Source organism: Psychrobacter sp. UBA2514 (assembly GCF_002341255.1).
GTDB lineage: Bacteria > Pseudomonadota > Gammaproteobacteria > Pseudomonadales > Moraxellaceae > Psychrobacter > Psychrobacter pacificensis.
Genome location: NZ_DDNS01000035.1, coordinates 30529 through 47572 on the forward strand (window position 1 = coordinate 30529; position 17044 = coordinate 47572).

General features: G+C 45.2%; 14 protein-coding genes and 2 pseudogenes. 4 read left to right on the forward strand and 12 right to left on the reverse strand.

What is annotated here, in order from left to right; genetic code table 11:
- Window positions 1–49: 49 nt before the first annotated feature.
- Window positions 50–613, reverse strand: a complete 564-nt coding sequence (locus tag B3V51_RS09545; RefSeq protein ID WP_071001542.1) for a hypoxanthine-guanine phosphoribosyltransferase — start codon at window positions 611–613, stop codon at window positions 50–52.
- Between the two features lie 92 nt (window positions 614–705).
- Window positions 706–1374 carry a hypothetical protein gene (locus B3V51_RS09550; protein WP_071001543.1) on the reverse strand — a complete coding sequence of 223 codons (669 nt, stop codon included), beginning with the start codon at window positions 1372–1374 and terminating at the stop codon, window positions 706–708.
- 307 nt (window positions 1375–1681) lie between these two features.
- Here B3V51_RS09550 and B3V51_RS09555 point away from each other — a divergent pair, with 307 nt between their 5' ends.
- The 3 genes from B3V51_RS09555 (at window position 1682) to B3V51_RS09565 (ending at window position 4869) form a co-directional block, all read left to right on the forward strand.
- Window positions 1682–3364, forward strand: a complete 1683-nt coding sequence (locus B3V51_RS09555; RefSeq protein WP_071001544.1) for a carbon starvation CstA family protein — start codon at window positions 1682–1684, stop codon at window positions 3362–3364.
- A gap of 115 nt (window positions 3365–3479) precedes the next feature.
- Window positions 3480–3791: a cory-CC-star protein gene (locus B3V51_RS09560; protein ID WP_093070887.1), complete on the forward strand. Its 312-nt coding sequence runs from the start codon at window positions 3480–3482 to the stop codon at window positions 3789–3791.
- A 52-nt stretch (window positions 3792–3843) separates the two neighbouring features.
- Complete coding sequence (locus B3V51_RS09565) at window positions 3844–4869, forward strand: ArsA family ATPase (protein WP_093070889.1); 1026 nt, start codon at window positions 3844–3846, stop codon at window positions 4867–4869.
- A 28-nt stretch (window positions 4870–4897) separates the two neighbouring features.
- Here B3V51_RS09565 and B3V51_RS09570 read toward each other — a convergent pair whose 3' ends face one another.
- The 3 genes from B3V51_RS09570 to B3V51_RS09580 form a co-directional block, all read right to left on the reverse strand.
- Window positions 4898–6592 (reverse strand): DUF3482 domain-containing protein, encoded by a 1695-nt coding sequence (locus tag B3V51_RS09570; protein ID WP_093070892.1) that lies wholly within the window; start codon window positions 6590–6592, stop codon window positions 4898–4900.
- A gap of 125 nt (window positions 6593–6717) precedes the next feature.
- Window positions 6718–7692 carry a sterol desaturase family protein gene (locus B3V51_RS09575; RefSeq protein ID WP_093070894.1) on the reverse strand — a complete coding sequence of 325 codons (975 nt, stop codon included), beginning with the start codon at window positions 7690–7692 and terminating at the stop codon, window positions 6718–6720.
- Between the two features lie 121 nt (window positions 7693–7813).
- Complete coding sequence (locus tag B3V51_RS09580) at window positions 7814–9193, reverse strand: DUF2868 domain-containing protein (protein WP_186474508.1); 1380 nt, start codon at window positions 9191–9193, stop codon at window positions 7814–7816.
- Between the two features lie 186 nt (window positions 9194–9379).
- On the opposite strand from B3V51_RS09580, the gene B3V51_RS09585 reads away from it, so the two are divergent.
- Entirely contained in the window at window positions 9380–10159 is a 780-nt protein-coding gene (locus tag B3V51_RS09585; protein ID WP_186474507.1) for an SDR family oxidoreductase, read from the forward strand.
- Window positions 10160–10220: 61 nt separating this feature from the next.
- Here B3V51_RS09585 and B3V51_RS09590 read toward each other — a convergent pair whose 3' ends face one another.
- The 7 genes and pseudogenes from B3V51_RS09590 to B3V51_RS09620 all read right to left on the reverse strand — a co-directional run.
- On the reverse strand, window positions 10221–11762 hold the full coding sequence (locus B3V51_RS09590; protein WP_093070897.1) for a bifunctional 2-methylcitrate dehydratase/aconitate hydratase: 1542 nt from the start codon (window positions 11760–11762) through the stop codon (window positions 10221–10223).
- 152 nt (window positions 11763–11914) lie between these two features.
- Window positions 11915–12541 carry a GNAT family N-acetyltransferase gene (locus B3V51_RS09595; protein ID WP_071001550.1) on the reverse strand — a complete coding sequence of 209 codons (627 nt, stop codon included), beginning with the start codon at window positions 12539–12541 and terminating at the stop codon, window positions 11915–11917.
- Window positions 12542–12611: 70 nt separating this feature from the next.
- The gene (locus tag B3V51_RS09600; protein WP_286708316.1) at window positions 12612–14465 is read right to left on the reverse strand and encodes an ABC transporter ATP-binding protein; all 1854 of its coding nucleotides are present in this window, start codon (window positions 14463–14465) and stop codon (window positions 12612–12614) included.
- Between the two features lie 38 nt (window positions 14466–14503).
- Window positions 14504–15757, reverse strand: a complete 1254-nt coding sequence (prpF, locus tag B3V51_RS09605) for a 2-methylaconitate cis-trans isomerase PrpF (RefSeq protein ID WP_286708317.1) — start codon at window positions 15755–15757, stop codon at window positions 14504–14506.
- Window positions 15758–15837: 80 nt separating this feature from the next.
- Window positions 15838–16098: a Txe/YoeB family addiction module toxin gene (locus tag B3V51_RS09610; RefSeq protein ID WP_037025847.1), complete on the reverse strand. Its 261-nt coding sequence runs from the start codon at window positions 16096–16098 to the stop codon at window positions 15838–15840.
- A gap of 113 nt (window positions 16099–16211) precedes the next feature.
- A pseudogene (locus B3V51_RS09615) lies at window positions 16212–16460 on the reverse strand (type II toxin-antitoxin system Phd/YefM family antitoxin); the annotation flags it as partial.
- Window positions 16461–16688: 228 nt separating this feature from the next.
- Window positions 16689–17044, reverse strand: a pseudogene (locus B3V51_RS09620) (Fe/S-dependent 2-methylisocitrate dehydratase AcnD); the annotation flags it as partial.

The window sequence follows — 17044 nt, forward strand, 5'->3', positions numbered from 1 at the left end:
TGGATGCTTTTTTTGAACTTAGATATTGTTAGTCACTTAGAGGTAAGACTTAAACCTTATCTTCTTTGATAGCATAGATACCTGGCAGGTGACGCAAGTAACCATGGAAGTCCATACCACAGCCATAGACATAACGATCTGCGACATTAATACCAACGAAATCAACATCAAAATCGGCAACTTTGCGGTCATGCTGCTTGTTTAGCAGCACACAAGACTCGAGAGATAATGGTTTTTCTTTATTTAGCTCTTCGACAACAGCCTTTAGAGTAATGCCTTCATCAAAAATATCATCAATCAACAAGACATGCTCGCCTTCGATACTCACATCAGGCTTGAATTTCCAATCAAGATCGTCAGTACCTTCGTTGTCACGATAGCGTGTCGCATGGATATAATGCATACGATGATAGAATGTCAGATGCGTCAATAATTGACCAGCGGGAATTAATCCACCGTTCATAACAACCATCACAATTGGGTTCAAACCAGCGTAGTGTAGGTTAAGCTGAGCGGCCAAGCGCTCATAAGCGGCAGCAACTTCAATGCTGCTGATCAGGCACTCTGAGTTACGTAATGTTTTTTCGATTTCTTGATTGCTGATTTGGGTCATCGGGCGCACCTTTGGTGAAAAATGCCAAGTATTTTAACAAGTTTTGGTAAATTTTCCCAATGTTATATGACCATTTGATCAAAATTTAGCAATTACTCTGGTTTTTCAATGATAAATGGACGGTAATAATTCGCCAAACGATTGAGAGAGTCATTTGGTAGATCAGGTAGTAGCTTGTTAAGCGCCATATTCATTCCTTTATCAATCGCAGATTTGGCAACTGGCACTGATTTGCGTTTGATCATACCTAATTTTAACGTTTCAGCGTAGCGGCTGACGAAGTGGGTTAATGTCGCGTCATTCATGGTTTCGAGCGCTGTTTTAAACTTGGCTCTATCTACGTGCTCTGGTGTGATAGCAGCAAAGCCTTCAACGATAGTTCTAGCATCTGCTTCTGACAACTTAAAGCCAATACGTTTTACGCCTTCATTATCAATAAAAGTTGCCTGATCTTTTAGAAAGTGAAAGCTTGGCAGCACATCTTCGTTATTTTCTTTACCTAACAAGATATTGAGTAGGGTATCTGTGGCACGTTCAATGGTGGCAACAATCTTGCGCATGGCCGCTTGACGCTCAGGATTTGGAATAATCTCAACCAAACCGACTAACAAATTGTCCGTTAGATCTCGTGCAGTCTGATGAGTGAGCGCGTCTCGGTAAGGGTAATATTCTACTTGCTCATTTGAAGCAACGACTTGTTCGGCCTCGCTGATTAATACTTTTAATTTATCTGAAGGTACGAAACCAAAATAATGTGCCATTATGCTTCCTTTATTTGTTGTTTTTCATGTCTTACTTGCGTTACATTTGCCGTGAAATCGGTTACCATTTAACCGGAATTTGAAACAAAGACTCACCACGCTATATGCTACTTAGTGACGCACCTTAATTGTACAATGTGAAAATTTGTTGGCTAATATTTATCACACATGATTTTTACAATTTATTCGGTGACGGGTCGGTTTATATGAATGACTCGCTGCACACTAATTTAGCATATTTTTTATATTTTGATTTAAAAAGCTTGAACTTATAAGACTACCTACTACTTGTCTAGGGAGAGATAAGATGAATAGTGCTATTGTACTGATATTCGGCGTTGCTGCTATGCTTTGTGGCTACGTGTTTTACTCAAAATTCATTGCTACTAAAGTTTTAGCATTGGATAACAGTCGCCCCACGCCAGCGCATACGATGAAAGATGGGGTCGATTATGTTCCTACCAATAAATATGTACTATGGGGGCACCATTTTACCTCGGTGGCAGGCGCTGCACCGATTATCGGTCCCGCAATTGCGGTTATTTGGGGCTGGGTACCTGCCATCATTTGGGTGGTGCTCGGTACGATTTTTATGGCTGGTGTACATGATATGTCGGCCATTTGGGCAAGTATGCGCAATAGGGGACAGTCAATTGGCTCTATTGCGGGTACAGTCATGGGCACACGTGTCCGCAGTTTGATGATGGTTGTGATTTTCTTATTACTATTGATGGTCAACGCGGTGTTTGGTGTTGCTATCGCTAATATGATGATCAAAACGCCATCTGCTGTACTGCCTGTTTGGGGCGCCTTAGTGGTTGCCTTTATCATCGGTCAGTGTATTTATCGCTACAAGATGAATTTGGTTTGGGTATCTATTCTCGGGGTAAGCGCTTTATATGGGCTGATCTATCTTGGCCCTATGTTCCCGATTGTGTTACCTGAGACCGTAATGGGCTTACCTGATAACGCTGTATGGATTCTTATTTTATTCGCCTATGCGGCGATTGCTTCGTTGTTGCCCGTATGGATGCTGCTGCAACCTCGTGATTATATTAATGGTTTGCAGCTGTTCGTTGGTTTGATTTTATTGTATGCAGCTATCTTTATCGGCACGCCAAATATTGTCGCGCCAGCAATAAACACAGCACTGCCAGTTGGCACGCCATCAATAATGCCGCTGTTGTTTGTGACGATTGCTTGTGGGGCGATATCAGGATTCCACGGATTGGTTGCGACAGGGACGACGTCTAAGCAGATTGATAAAGAAGAAGACACGCGTTTCGTTGGTTATTTTGGTGCGCTAGGTGAAGGTATGCTGGCACTCGGCGCAATTCTAGCAGCAACCGCAGGTTTTGCTACCCTTGGTGATTGGCAAGCGGTCTATCAAAAATTTGGCGACGGTTCTATCGGTGCCTTCATTGATGGTGGTGCGACCATATTAAATGCGGGTGTTGGCATTGACATGGTACTATCACAGACGATGCTTACGGTCATGGCTGCCTTGTTTGCAGGTACCACTATGGATACTGGTGTACGCCTGCAACGCTATATTTTCCAAGAGTTCGGTGAGTTTTATAACCTGCCAGTCCTCAATAAAAGCGTGGTCGCAACATTGCTTGCTGTCGGCAGCTGCTTGCTATTAGCATTCGGCGCGGGCGGTATTGATGGTGCTGGTGGTATGATTATCTGGCCACTATTTGGTACGACTAATCAGCTAATGGCGGCGTTAACACTAATGATCGTAACGGTTATCTTGTTACGTAAAGGCAGAACAGTTTGGTACACTTTAGCGCCATTGTCGTTCTTGCTAGTCATGACGGTATTTGCACTACTTATTCAGCTCAAAACTTTCTTCACTGATGGCAATTGGCTGCTTATCATTATGGATATCATTATCTTGATAGCAACCATCTTAGTAACGTTTGAGAGTCTGTCTGTATTACGCAAAGAATGGTCGATACACAAAGGCAAAAGCGGTGACATTTAAACGCTAAACCATACTAAATATTTATCAACTTAAAAACGCTAGCAGCAATTGCTGGCGTTTTTTGTATCACATAGGCATGATAGGTAATAAGAAATAAGTAGGGTATAAGCGAATTATGGAAAATAAAAACACATCAAATGATATAGAAAACGCCCAACCACCAGAGAGTACTCAACCATGGTGGCAACGATTTGTGGCAGGACTCAATGAGTTTTATCATGCACCTTATCGCCAAACGATGGCACGTGCTGCCCGTGATGAAGAAGATTTCTTTATGCTGCTGATGTTTGCTGAAAGCTTAGGCATTGATAATCCTGCCAGCTTTTATACCTTAGAGTTACAACCGTTATTTTTAGAAAACTTTCACGAGTGGCACACGCGCATGGGTATGGATAGATGCCCATTTGACCATGTTGGCTGCTGCTAATCGTTTATTTATGATTGAAAAATAAAAATAATATAAGAAATGAGATAAAAATATGGCATTACATCCTCTACATACATTAGTAGAACAACTAAAAGCACAACCGATTATATTTATCGGCGGTAAGGGCGGTGTGGGAAAAACCACTACTGCCGCCGCACTTGCCAGTTATTACGCAAGCCAGCAGCAAAAAACGCTGATTGTCTCAACCGATCCAGCACACAGTTTGGGCGACGTGTTGGATACACAGCTTAATAACGCGAAAACAGCAATATCACCTTATTTCGATGCCATTGAGTTAAATCCTGATGTAATCGTTGACGAGCATTTTTCTCAAGTTGAGCGTACGATTAAATCCTATGCCAATCCAGATATGATGCCCAAAATTCGTGAGCATCTGAAGCTCTCAAAATCAGCACCCGGCGCCCAAGAAGCAGCGATGCTCGAATCCATGTGCCAGCATTTAGTCGAAGCGGCAGATGCAGGCTATGAGCATATTATCTTTGATACTGCACCGACAGGGCATACGCTACGGTTGCTAGTACTACCAGAAATGATGGGTGCATGGACAGATGGACTGCTTGCTCAGCAACGACGGCAAGCCAAGCTACGCTCAGTAGCGACGCATTTGGACAGTCACAATCAAAAAAGCAGTCAAACGGATAGCGCTCAAAAGAACCATGTGGCCAATCCGTTTGCCGCAAAAAAGCCTGATCGCTGGGAGCAAGCGGTATCCGTGCTAGAAAAGCGCAAGCAGTTGTTTCGCCAAGCAGGACTGCTGCTGCATGATCGTACACAAACGGCAATTGTGTTGGTTATGACGGCTGACGTGTTGCCGTTGGCTGAGACCAAACGGGCTATCGAACAGCTAGAGGACAGCAAGCTCACGCCCGCAGCAATCGTCATCAATCAGTTGATATCAACAACGCAGTCGGATGAGTTTTGGCGCCGGCGTGCTGAGCGTCAGCAGGATTTGCTGCAGGATATTGAAAACAATTTTTCTAAATATCCGCTATATCCAATTTATCTGCAGCAAACAGACGTACGTGGCACAGAGGCATTGAGTACATTGCTAGGCTAGATGCAGCAAACGATAGAACGGTAAATGACTACGACTCACGCTTGTACGATTGCAGCTTACCCGATAGCGACCATGCCATATCTGCGCGCAGCAGCTGCGCCTGTTCAGAATTACCACTGCTAAGCGATGACCATTGCGGTTTGCCGCGAGCCTTTTTTAGCTCACTAGGTAATTTATTCGCAGGCCATACGGTAATCGGGTTGCTATCTTCATTAGTATTGCTGTTGCTATCATTGTGGTAACTACCATCATCTGACGATGTCTCAAGGCTGCTTTTCTCGCCTTTGTATAATAGCTGGGTGGCATCAGTCGCAGCATGACCGCGATGGCGTAGGGCAGTGAGTAAGTCGATCGCTCGCGTTGCTAGCAATGTCAACGTCGCAGGATCGATATATAAGCGTTTTACCCCAGTGATCCTATCGGCAATACTACTGGTGTTAGATAGTAACCCGCCTGCGATACCACCTATCGCTGCACCCAAGCCCAATGTCGTACCTAGCGCTGCTGCATCAATACCCAACCCTAACAGCGCGCCCGCTGCTGCGCCAGAAGTGGTACGGATACCATAGCTCTTGAGTAACTCAGGATCAAATGGGTCTTGCTGATAGGCTTGCAATTCAAGCGGGGTTGCTGCAACGGCATTGTCATAAAACTTATAGAGGTTAAGTAAATTGTGCTGCATTGCACGCTCACTTTGCCTCACCGCTTCTTGCATTTGTTCTAATACAGGCATCGGGTCGTCATCTTCATTGATCTCGCGTACAAAAGAAGCGACATTCAATAAAAAGTCAGCAATAATAATATTGGCCTCATCATACAACTGCGCCCAATCTTCAGTCCGGCGCTGCATCAATTGCTCAAGCATCTCAGAATGAGTGAGCATGGTGGCGAGGTTTTGCCAAAGATGCATCTCATCTTCAAATTCAAAAGCAACGGAATCAAAACGTGTGGAGATATGTAGATTGCGTCTTGCCAGCATGGTTTGCCAATCATCAATATTGGCATTCTGACTGTCGGTAAAGTTAAAGACAGGCATCACCGGAATGGCAGCCCACGATAAAATCGCTAGCTCATCTTTATACTTGCCCAATACTGGCTCACGAGCATCTACCACATAGATGGCCATATCACTTGCCAGCAGCTGACGAATCACTTTTGCTTCTTGGCTATAATCATAGCTGTCTAGAACACCGCTATCTGCACCTTGAGCGATATTTGATGCCAAAAACTGCTGCAAGCGCTCAATACCATCACGGCGACTGGCGGTGTTGTCCTCCAACCAGTCCATGAGTCCTGATGCGTCCTCTAGGCCTGGTGTGTCGTATAGTGCTACCAGCACCTCACCCGTTTGACTGTCTGTCAGACTTGCTTGCTCGACGTGACGCGTGGTCGCCGCTTCGTTTTTGACTTCACCAAAATAGACATCACGCAGTAACGTGCGCAATATGGAGGTCTTACCGGTATTGGTGTGTCCCACGACCGCCAATTTTAGCGCCTCACCACTGGCGGTGGTTTTTTTTGTCACATTTGTGGTGGCTGGCGGTACTGATTCAGTTGATATGGATGGATTATCATGAGTCACTTTCGAATGAGCGGCCGTTTTTGACACTGTCGAATGCGAGGTCTTGGCGTTATTATTTGAGTCGCTGGGGAACGCCTTGTCTGCAAAAAGACCTGTAGGCGTGTGATGCTCGTGATTTTGGTTTTTATTGTCATTATTCATAGTCGCGTCTTATTGTTATTGATGATCAAACTTTAGCCATTTATTGTAAAACAAATCTGGTGGCAGGTTGGTTCTGGATGCGTAGTGTCCATATCGTAAACTGTATTTTATGTATTCATGATACGCTATGAGATTGCTGTAGGTGGTCGCAGCAGTACCTTGATTTTTTTCTTAATGCCCTTGGCACGAAAAAACCGCTGCCACATTCGGTAAAACACCCAAAATATCAGACCAATAATATTATCGTGACTGGTCTCACCAACAGCCCCATATTTGACGGGATTATTGACGGTATCTTCTTCTACATAAGTGCCAAACCAGCGATCAAAAATAATAAGAACGCCGCCATAATTTTGGTCAATATATTCGTCATTAGTACCATGATGGGCGCGGTGGTTGGATGGGGTGTCAAAGATATACTCAACCCATTTTGGAAATTTTCCCACCGTCTCGGTATGGATAAAGAACTGATAAATCAAATCTAACGCATAAAAGAAAAACACCCAGACAGGATGCACACCCAGCAGCATTAATGGGACGAAAAATAACCACCAACCTGTCACCGAGTACAGCAGGCTTTGGCGCATGGCAGTGGATAGGTTCATCTTATCATCTGAATGGTGCACAACATGCGCTGACCAAAACCAATTCATGCGGTGTGAGGCACGGTGAAACCAGTAATAGCTGAACTCAACCGCGACAAATATGGGTATGGCTGTCAGCCATGTCACCTCAATAGTGAACAGTCGGTATTGATATAGCCACAGGCAAATAGGCAGCACAATAATTGCTTGGACAATCAATTCAAACCCGAGATAAGAGCCGCCCAAGCTAAAATTGGTCATCGCACGGCGCCAGCTAAAGCTTTCACTTTTCCCACGCTTAGACTGATAAAACCACTCTGCCAAAAACAATAAGAGAAATGGGCCACCAGCCAGCGGTAACAGCCATTCTTGCCAGTGAGCAGGTAAGATACTTGCCAGCATTGGCTGCCATGACTCTGGTGCAGCGGTTAAGATACTTTGGTTTAACGCCTCTTTGTAATTATCCAATATCTGACCATACTCACCTGATGTTAAGAGGGTGTTGTCTGTTGACATATTTGGCTCCTAGCCACTATAAAACATCCTTGTTACCCAAGAGATAACTATTTTCTATATTACTGATTTATTTTGTCCTTTTTATAAAAATAATTTTTATTAAGTATCGCATTCAAAAACTTTAAGAATCAATATCTACCAAGCCAATTTTTCGCGCAGAGAGCGCTGTTTGCCACTGCTGATAGCGTACAGCTTGCTTATCCACTGGTTCATCCTCATGTGTCAAATCAGCATCACTAAGCAGCTGTACAATAAGACCATCTTTTGCATGAGCGGCGATTTGATCAAGTTTGCGTAGCGTACCGCGGTCAGGCAGCGCTTTGCTATGGATACCTAATAGGACTTGCACAGGGTGCTCGTCTAAGTAGTTTTTTAGCCGTGCCATATCCTCACGATCATCAACGATACCAAAATTCTCAATCTCACTTGATTCTGAAAAATCATGACGGTCATTAGTCAACCCTGACTGCCACCATTTATCCTGATTTGAAGGATATTCAAGCAAGGCGACCAGTTTCTTGCCTGCACTTACCGCCGCTTTGGGCGCGACAGGTGCGGGTGCTTCCGTAAAGTCATCTGCATCAACCACCTGACGCTGCCAAAAATTTATGATCTTTTGATAATACGGTTGCTTGATATCCAAGCGCATTTTTTTGCGGCGGAACATCAAAGCACAAAATACCCACGCTATCGCACGCGGGACAATACCGTACATCAGCAAGCTACCGACTAGCAATCCTGCCCACTGCCGCGCCACAGACAATGGCATCGCTTCTGTGACCAACCTGCTTTGCGCAATCGCTGTACTATCTGGCACATCAAAACCAACCATGCCTGGTAGCCAGCCGAGTATTTGCGTTAAGCTCACCAGCGCCTGATCAGAGAGTAGGGTCGACTCCCAGCTAAAGCTATACTGACGTACGATCAATAAAAATATAATCGCAAGCAGCATACCGGTCAACGTCGCAAGCCATAACTGATGGCTAAACCGTCCCAAATACCAGCGCATACCGCTATGCTGTAATTGGCGCTCATACAGATCGACGGCCGCCTTGGTCACATCGTCTTTACCGCGTATGAGGTAACTTGGACTAACAAAACTGGCAAACCAACTGGGCGCTTGCTGGTCTCGATTGATGAGTGTCATCACCAGCCAGCCACCAAGCATAATAGTATGAAAACCAAGCAAGCAAACCAAGACATAAAAGAAGTTCACCACATTGGACTGCAATAGCGTGAACAGACCCAAAAATCCCGAGATGCACCACACCACGCTCATAACGATCATGATGCCTTTTATGCGACCATCAATCTTACCTAGTACCCGCGCAAGCGCCCCATTGCTATCGATGCGTGAGGCCCGTCGATGCAGCTTTTGGATAGGTGTGCCATCCTCGCTCTGTAGCTTTTCTGTGATCAGTAACGGGTCAGTGGCAAAGACGTGCTGATCGGTCTCTAAGGCACGTACCAGCTCGGTCAGTTGGTCTTGGGGTGATAGCATAAGGCGCTGATATCCGTATAAGAACGTCAATATAAGTAATGGAAAGCAAAAAATGTGGGTTTAATCGCTAAAAAGTATTGTAGCGTATATAGACTGAGAATAATGTCTATTATTTTTATCATAGCAAACACTCGTAAAATCAGCCAAAATGAAACTATCAAGGTTTGTAAAACAGGACGCTTCTAGATGAATAATAAAACCTATCTTATCATCGGTGGCACAGGCGGTATCGGTCAGGCCATGGTCAAGCAGCTGGTACAAGAGTCAGCTGCCGATCAAACTGACGGCGCATCTGCTAAAAGACATAGTACACAAGTATTCGCCACTTATCATCGCAGTGAGCCGAACTTTGAAGCAGACAATCTACACTGGATACCGATGAATATCAGTGATGAAGACAGTATCCAAAAAGCGGCCGACACCATCAAGCAGACCGTGGGTCATGTCGATTGGGTAATCAACTGCGTGGGATTACTCCATACCAAGACGGCGCAGCCAGAAAAGGCCTTGAGGCAGATTGAAACGGAGTTCTTTTTACAGAACATGCAAATCAATGCACTAGCAAGCTTGCTGATAGCCAAGCATATCAAACCGTTGCTCGCCAAAGCTGAACGCAGCGCTAGCCATCCTGCGATTTTTGCGACCATATCAGCTCGTGTCGGTAGTATCACGGACAATCAGCTAGGCGGTTGGTATAGTTATAGAATGAGCAAGGCGGCGCTCAATATGGGGATGAAAAACTTGAGTATCGAATGGGGCCGATCACTCAAAGAGGTGTGCGTAGTCGTTATGCAACCGGGAACCGTGAATACCCAACTGTCTGCGCCGTTTCAAGGCAATGTCGCTGAAGGACATCTATTCTCGCCAGCGTATAGCGCCGAGTGTTTATTGGAAGTGCTATCAGGGATGACGGCTGCCCAATCAGGCAGTTTTGTCGATTGGGCAGGAGAGTCGATACCTTGGTAGTCAATATCTTGGTAATGATACAAATGATAGGGTGGTTTAGGGTGGTTATCCTGTTAAAACCCTAATAAGCCATAAATAAGTCCATAAACTCATTCACTGGCGTTTGCTCCAATTTTTCTTGATCGTTACACAGCTCAATGATTTGCTGACAACGACTGTCGATAAAGCGGGTGGCCAGACTGGCTCGGAACTTTGCCTCAAGTATAGGAATGCCCTCGGCACGGCGGCGTTTATGACCGATAGGATACTCGATGGCGACTTTTTCTGTGCTACTACCATCTTTGAAGAATATTTGAATGGCATTAGCAATAGAGCGCTTACTGGGGTCATGGTAATCTTTTGAATACTGTGCGTCTTCTTCTACCACCATTTTTTCGCGTAGCTCATCGATTGATAAATGCTCTTCATGATAGTCATCTTCATAGTTCTCCGCCATCAGATCGCCTGTCAATAAGGGAACAGCCACCATATATTGTAAGCAGTGATCCCGATCAGCTGGGTTAGCAAGCGCGCCCTCTTTTGAGATGATGCGAATTGCTGAATCATGCGTGGTTAGAACAATTTTTTCGATCTCATCAATTCGACCTCTCACATGTGGGTGCAAAATAACCGCCGCTTCACAAGCAGTCTGCGCATGAAATTCAGCGGGAAAGCTGATTTTAAATAAGATATTCTCCATCACATAACTGCCAAAGTCACGCTGAAAGGTAAATCGACGCTCGTCTTCGGGTTTGGTCGCAAGATCCTTATTGGTATGGCTAAACAGCACATCATAAAACCCCCATTGCGGTGCGGTTAGTGCGCCAGGGATACCCATTTCACCACGTGCAGTGATATCTACCAGCCGAACCGCGCGGCTGGTTGCATCACCTGCCGCCCATGATTTTCGGCTGCCCGCGTTGGGTGCATGACGATAGGTGCGCAGTGCCTGACCATCGACAATGGCTTGTGAGATGGCGGCCATGATGCGCTCGCGTGGCAGCTGATATAGTTTGGCGACGACCGCAGTTGAGGCTAATTTTACCAAAAACACATGATCAAGACCCACGCGGTTGAATGAGTTTTCGAGTGCCATGACGCCTTGAATTTCATGCGCCATGATCATCGCCTCGAGCACGGCTTTCATGGTCAGAGGTGCTTGCCCTTGGCTGATGTTTTTTTGACTGATATAGTCGGTGACCGCCAAGATGCCGCCCAAGTTATCAGACGGATGACCCCACTCAGCAGCGAGCCACGTATCATTATAGTCAAGCCAGCGTACCATACAGCCGATGTCAAAAGCGGCTTTGATGGGGTCTAGTCTATAGGATGTGCCAGGGACGCGAGCGCCATGCGGCGTTATTTGATCAGGGCAATCAGGCCCCAAGTGCTTGGTACACTCAGGGAAGCGCAGTGCCAGTAGTCCGCAGCCGATGGTATCCATGAGACAGTGGCGAGCAGTACGCCATGCATCAGTGGGGCTTGGTGACTCGTTATCTATGGAATAATTGAGCACATAATCGGCGATTTTTTGGATTTCATCGTCATATTCTGGACGGATATTGCTCTCTACCGTTGCCTCATTTGTATTTGAATGGGCTGTATCTGAATGGGTATTTGACATGGTTGTTTCCTCTTCCTTGAGTGTGCTAACTTTTCGCTTTGTTGACCCATGCTCGCAGTCATCCCTTTAAAGCGGTTATCATTCAAAAGTAGCATACTCAATATGGAACAACCAGACTGAATCGTGTTAAGAAGTAAAACTTTGCAGGCCGTTTAAATCATCAAATAGAGCAGACCTAAAATAAACAGCGCTGCTATAATAAACAGCAGGAAGCTTAAAACTTTGGTCGTGGTTGACGCAGTATCCACACTTTCTTTTCTTACTTTGTTTTTCTTAGCAACGTATAGCACCATCTTCACATGCTCAATATTATCTTCAAGATAATGCTCACCTTCAGGTACAAAACCCAAAGACTCATAAAAACTAAGCAGGTAGGCCTGTGCCGAGATAATAATCGGGCGTTTTTTACCGTACTTTTTGCGGCAATGAGCAATAGCTTGCGTCATTATTTGCCGCGCTAGGCCGTCACCTCTGTGCTCGGACAGTACGAGCACTCTACCGATGGCAGGCATGGCAGTGTGGTTGGTCTTGATCGTAGGGTCGGCGACCGATAGATTGGATTTTAATTTATTGAATTCAGGCGGGACAATGCGGCAATAGCCCACTAACGCTGCGTTTTGATGAGCAATCAAGTGTAAGCAATCAAAATCGACTTCATCCATATCTTGATAGGCACAGTTTTGTTCGACGACGAACACTTGTGAGCGTGCTTTTAGGATATGGTAAAGGTCAACTGAGGTCAGCTCATCAAAGGTTTTGATAGAAAATTCACAATTCATAATGGGCAAGCTTCTGGCAATAGGCGGTAAAATAGGGCATTATAACGATTTAGGCAGTCATTAACCATTCCTAACCCTTTAGGGTCTGACTGATTTTGTCTAAATTTAAGCTATCAGACATGGCACTAAATATCTCAAAGTATTTGCCGCGTTGGGCATAGAGCGCCTCGTGTGTGCCTGTCTCAACCACTTCGCCATTTTCTATGACTACCAGATCATCGGCGTCGATAATCTGAGCAATATTGTGCGAAACCATAATAACGGTACGATCTTTTTTGATCAGATCAAGGCTTTTTTTGACTTGCTGACTGGCGATAGCATCGAGACTGGCGGTCGGCTCGTCCAAAAACACAATCGGTGGATCTTTTAAAAACATCCTTGCCAGCGCGATACGCTGCTGCTGCCCACCTGATAGCGATTTGGCCGTACTCTCGTAACCGTCTGCTAATTGCATCACTTGCTCATGAATCGAAGCCTTTCTGGCTGCAACTATAATGTCATCCATAGTCGCATTCATATTGCCATAACGGATGTTTTCACTAATAGTGCCTGAGAAGATATGATTACTTTGTAATACCAGACCGATATTCTGACGTAAGTCATGAGTATCACAGTCAGCCAAATCATGCCCGTCTAGGCAGATCGTGCCAGCGTCTGGCGCATAGAACTTGACCAATAGATTGATAATCGTGCTCTTGCCAGCGCCAGAGAGGCCAACCAGCGCCGTGATACGGTTGGGCTTGATGGTAAAGCTGACGTCTTTGAGCGCTTGCGTCCCATTCGGATAAGTAAAGTCGACATGTTTAAGCTCGATATGACCTTTTAGGTTGTCGCTACTAATACCAGCGATGCTCTCGACTTGGCTGTCATCTTCTAAAATATCAAAAAAACCTTCGGCATAGGTCAATGCATTATTTATCTGGTCGTAGATGCGGTGTAATTGACGGATAGGGGCGGCGACATTTTGAAACAGCATGACATGAAACAAAATCATACCAATGGTCATCTCACCTTGTAGGACAAAATAAGCGGTGAGCAAGATGATAACCACCACACCAATCTGCTCGATAAAGGTTTTGATGGCATCATAAACAAAACCAATACTGCGAATACGCAGCTGATTATCGGTCATTTCCTTTTGAATGGCTAAGTGCTTTTCTGCTTCTATCGACTCACGGACAAAGGATTTCACCACGCTGATCGAATTGATCAAAGATATTACCAAACCGCTTTTGGCTTCTCTATAGCCGCGCATCTGCCGACGAAACCCTTGTAGGCGCTTGGCTTGTTTTTGGCTGATAAAAAAGTAAATGGGAATGATAATAAGACCGACCAAGCCTATCCAAAAATTGGTCGAAAACATGATGATAAGCGCCACGATTGCATTGGCAAACAGCGGTAGCATATCGATAAAGAAGTTTTGCACTAAACTGGTTAAGCTGCTGACGCCATAATCAATACGGGTTTGCAACTTGCCGCTGTCGTTTTCGCTACTGGTATAAAATGCCATCCGATAGGTCAAGATGCGCTCAATGATTTTTTGCGATAAATCACGTGATAGATTGATACGAATCTTTTCGCCGAAGAAGCGTTGCCCAAACGAGATGAATATCGATAATATCTCTTTGGTTAAGAGTACCGCACTGATAATGGTCAGCATGCGCACGCCAGCTTCCCAAGGTTCAGCGAGGGTAGCGATTTCGGTCAAGGTATCAACGGCATAACGTAGTACAAAGGCATTAACTTGCGCGGTAAAGGAGCCTAGAGCAGTCAGCGCTAAGGTGGCGGTAATAAGCAAGCGATAAGGCTTAGCAAATACCGCCAGTTTTTTGAGGATATTCCACAGCAGCGCCCGCCGTTCTTTTTTCTCGACTGGCGGTTTTTTGTCTAACTGTGCGCGGCGAGGTTGGGGAGATGTCGGCATAAAACTCTATCACAAATTAAAGTAAGCCATGACGACGCTTAAAATGCATCCGCAGGCACAAAAACTTCACCAACCATGATACGCCTTGCTGAACGACTCATCGACACTTTTTTGGCTTGCCAGCGCCCATCGACCAGTTCGGTTTTTCCGCCAACGAGCAATGTCCCTGATGGATGACCAAAACGTACCTCTGACAAGTCGCCACCACCAGCAGCTTTGTTAACAAGCGTGCCTTGCGTGGTCGCTGCTGCAGCAATCGCGACTGCTGCTGTCCCCATCATGGCGTGATGCAATTGCCCCATACTCATGGCACGTACGACCAAATCAATCTCTTCTGCATCGACCGACTTACCACTAGAGGCGCTATAGCTCTGTGCGTTACCAACCCATGCGATTTTAGGGATGTGTTGGCTGGTTTGCGCCTCGCTCACATCTTTAAATAACCCCATCGCAACGCCGCCTGTGGCACGGATTTTTTCAAGCTTGGTAAGTAGCTCACTATCACTATTGATGTCGCCTTGTAGCTCAGTACCCGTAAAGCCCAAATCTTCTGCGTTTATAAAGATGGTTGGGATACCTGCACTAATGAAGGTGGCTTTGATGCTATCAGCATTTAGACCGCAGCCTGATACATCGAAATCATCGACCAAATTGCCCGTCGGGAACATGTCGCTGGTGGCATCAACCGGATCGATAAACTCAATTTTGACTTCAGCTGCTGGGAAGGTGACACCGTCTAATTCAAAATCGCCCGTCTCTTGAACCTGTACTTTGTCATTTGCATCTTTATAGACTGGCACATGGGCAATAATGGTTTTACCAATATTTTCTTGCCAGATACGCACTTCACAAATCCCGCTTTCAGCATTGTCATCGATACTATTAGCAATTTTGTCGGCATCAACTAGACCCATATTAATGGCACAGGCACCGACGGCTGCAGTTAAGTTACCACAGTTACCCGCCCAATCAATCATGGGCTTTGCGATATTAACTTGTCCAAACAGATAATTCACGTCATGATCTGGTCTGTCAGAGGCCGATAAAATAACCGTTTTTGAGGTACTAGAGCTGCCATTGCCGAGACCGTCAATTTGCTTACCGTAAGGATCAGGGCTACCGACGACGCGCAGCAAAAACTTATCACGTGACTCGCCAGCAACTTGGCAACGCTCAGGCAAATCAGACAATTTAAAAAACGTGCCTTTTGAGGTACCGCCGCGCATATAGGTGGCAGGGATGGGGATTTGCGGGGCGAATTTTGGTTTTGATTGAGAGTTGGTTTGGGTCACTGTATTGAGTCCTTTTTATATTGTTATCAGATTGGGTATGGCGTCATCAGCAAGTCAACACGAACGACTAAGAACGCTCATTAATAATGATAGCGACAAGAGATAATCGTCAGATAGTTATCATCGACGGCATATACCAATCGATTGGCGTCATCGATGCGTCTTGACCAAAATCCAGATAGGTTTTCTTTTAAAGGTTCAGGTTTACCAATCCCTTCAAACGGATTACGCTTACATTCAGTGATAAGTTTATTAATACGCTTAAGTGTTTTTTTGTCTTGCGTTTGCCAGTACAAGTAGTCTTTCCACGCAGCGTCTGTCCATGCTAATTGCTCACTCATTGTTAGACCCTTTGGATTGATTAAAGCCTTTGAGTTCAAGCACTCTCAATATCGCTATCCGTGTGCTCATTATCATCGCTGCGACCGTCACTTTTATCACTATTTTCTGATGTATCAATTAACTCACGCGTCACGGTCTTGCCAGCTTTATATTGGGCAATAGAGTCCGCTAAGTGCGCCGCATTGGCAGGAGATTTGAGCAGATAGACGGTTTCCATCAGGCTATTGTAGTAATCAAGTGACATCACAACGGCATCATCAGCGTCACGGCGGGTTACGATAGTGGCATTGGCATCATCGTTTACCGTATCTAGGACAGATTTTAGATGCTTTCTGGCTTCTGAAAAACTAACGACTCTCATGTTTTACTCCTTTCATAATACGCTTTATAACTTGTACAATATATAGTACATATTACGCCATTGGTTAAGCAAACTCAATATTTAGCTGCTATCTAGTACTTAGGAGTAAGTAACAAAACTCAGTGTATAGAACGCAAAAGCAAATAAAAGCCGACGTCATATAAGGTTATACAACATCGGCGAATTTTATACTCTGTTATTTATCATGTTAAAACCTACATAATAATCTTAAGCAATATCTAACGTACCTTCGATAAACTCTTTAGCAAAGCGTTGTAGCATACCGCCAGCGTTGTACATTTTTACTTCATCAGCCGTATCTAAGCGGCAGATAATAGGCGTCTCAGTGGTACTACCATCGGTACGATAGATTACTAGAGTCATCAACCCGCCAGCCGAGACTTCACCTGTGACATCAAAGGTTTCCGTGCCATCGATATTTAGCGTATGACGAGTCACGCCTTCCTCGAACTGTAGCGGCAGCGCGCCCATGCCCACTAAGTTTTGACGATGAATACGCTCAAAGTCTTCAGCGACAACCGCTTCCACACCAGCGAGACGGACGCCTTTGGCCGCCCAGTCAC

Excerpts from the sequence above, each read along its gene's own strand:
- B3V51_RS09590 (WP_093070897.1), bottom strand. The coding sequence starts at position 11,762 with ATGTCAAATACCCATTCAGATACAGCCCATTCAAATACAAATGAGGCA.
- B3V51_RS09550 (WP_071001543.1), bottom strand. The coding sequence starts at position 1,374 with ATGGCACATTATTTTGGTTTCGTACCTTCAGATAAATTAAAAGTATTA.
- B3V51_RS09565 (WP_093070889.1), top strand. The coding sequence starts at position 3,844 with ATGGCATTACATCCTCTACATACATTAGTAGAACAACTAAAAGCACAA.
- B3V51_RS09545 (WP_071001542.1), bottom strand. The coding sequence starts at position 613 with ATGACCCAAATCAGCAATCAAGAAATCGAAAAAACATTACGTAACTCA.
- B3V51_RS09555 (WP_071001544.1), top strand. The coding sequence starts at position 1,682 with ATGAATAGTGCTATTGTACTGATATTCGGCGTTGCTGCTATGCTTTGT.
- B3V51_RS09600 (WP_286708316.1), bottom strand. The coding sequence starts at position 14,465 with ATGCCGACATCTCCCCAACCTCGCCGCGCACAGTTAGACAAAAAACCG.
- B3V51_RS09610 (WP_037025847.1), bottom strand. The coding sequence starts at position 16,098 with ATGAGTGAGCAATTAGCATGGACAGACGCTGCGTGGAAAGACTACTTG.
- B3V51_RS09585 (WP_186474507.1), top strand. The coding sequence starts at position 9,380 with ATGAATAATAAAACCTATCTTATCATCGGTGGCACAGGCGGTATCGGT.
- B3V51_RS09575 (WP_093070894.1), bottom strand. The coding sequence starts at position 7,692 with ATGTCAACAGACAACACCCTCTTAACATCAGGTGAGTATGGTCAGATA.
- B3V51_RS09595 (WP_071001550.1), bottom strand. The coding sequence starts at position 12,541 with ATGAATTGTGAATTTTCTATCAAAACCTTTGATGAGCTGACCTCAGTT.
- B3V51_RS09580 (WP_186474508.1), bottom strand. The coding sequence starts at position 9,193 with ATGCTATCACCCCAAGACCAACTGACCGAGCTGGTACGTGCCTTAGAG.
- B3V51_RS09560 (WP_093070887.1), top strand. The coding sequence starts at position 3,480 with ATGGAAAATAAAAACACATCAAATGATATAGAAAACGCCCAACCACCA.
- B3V51_RS09570 (WP_093070892.1), bottom strand. The coding sequence starts at position 6,592 with ATGAATAATGACAATAAAAACCAAAATCACGAGCATCACACGCCTACA.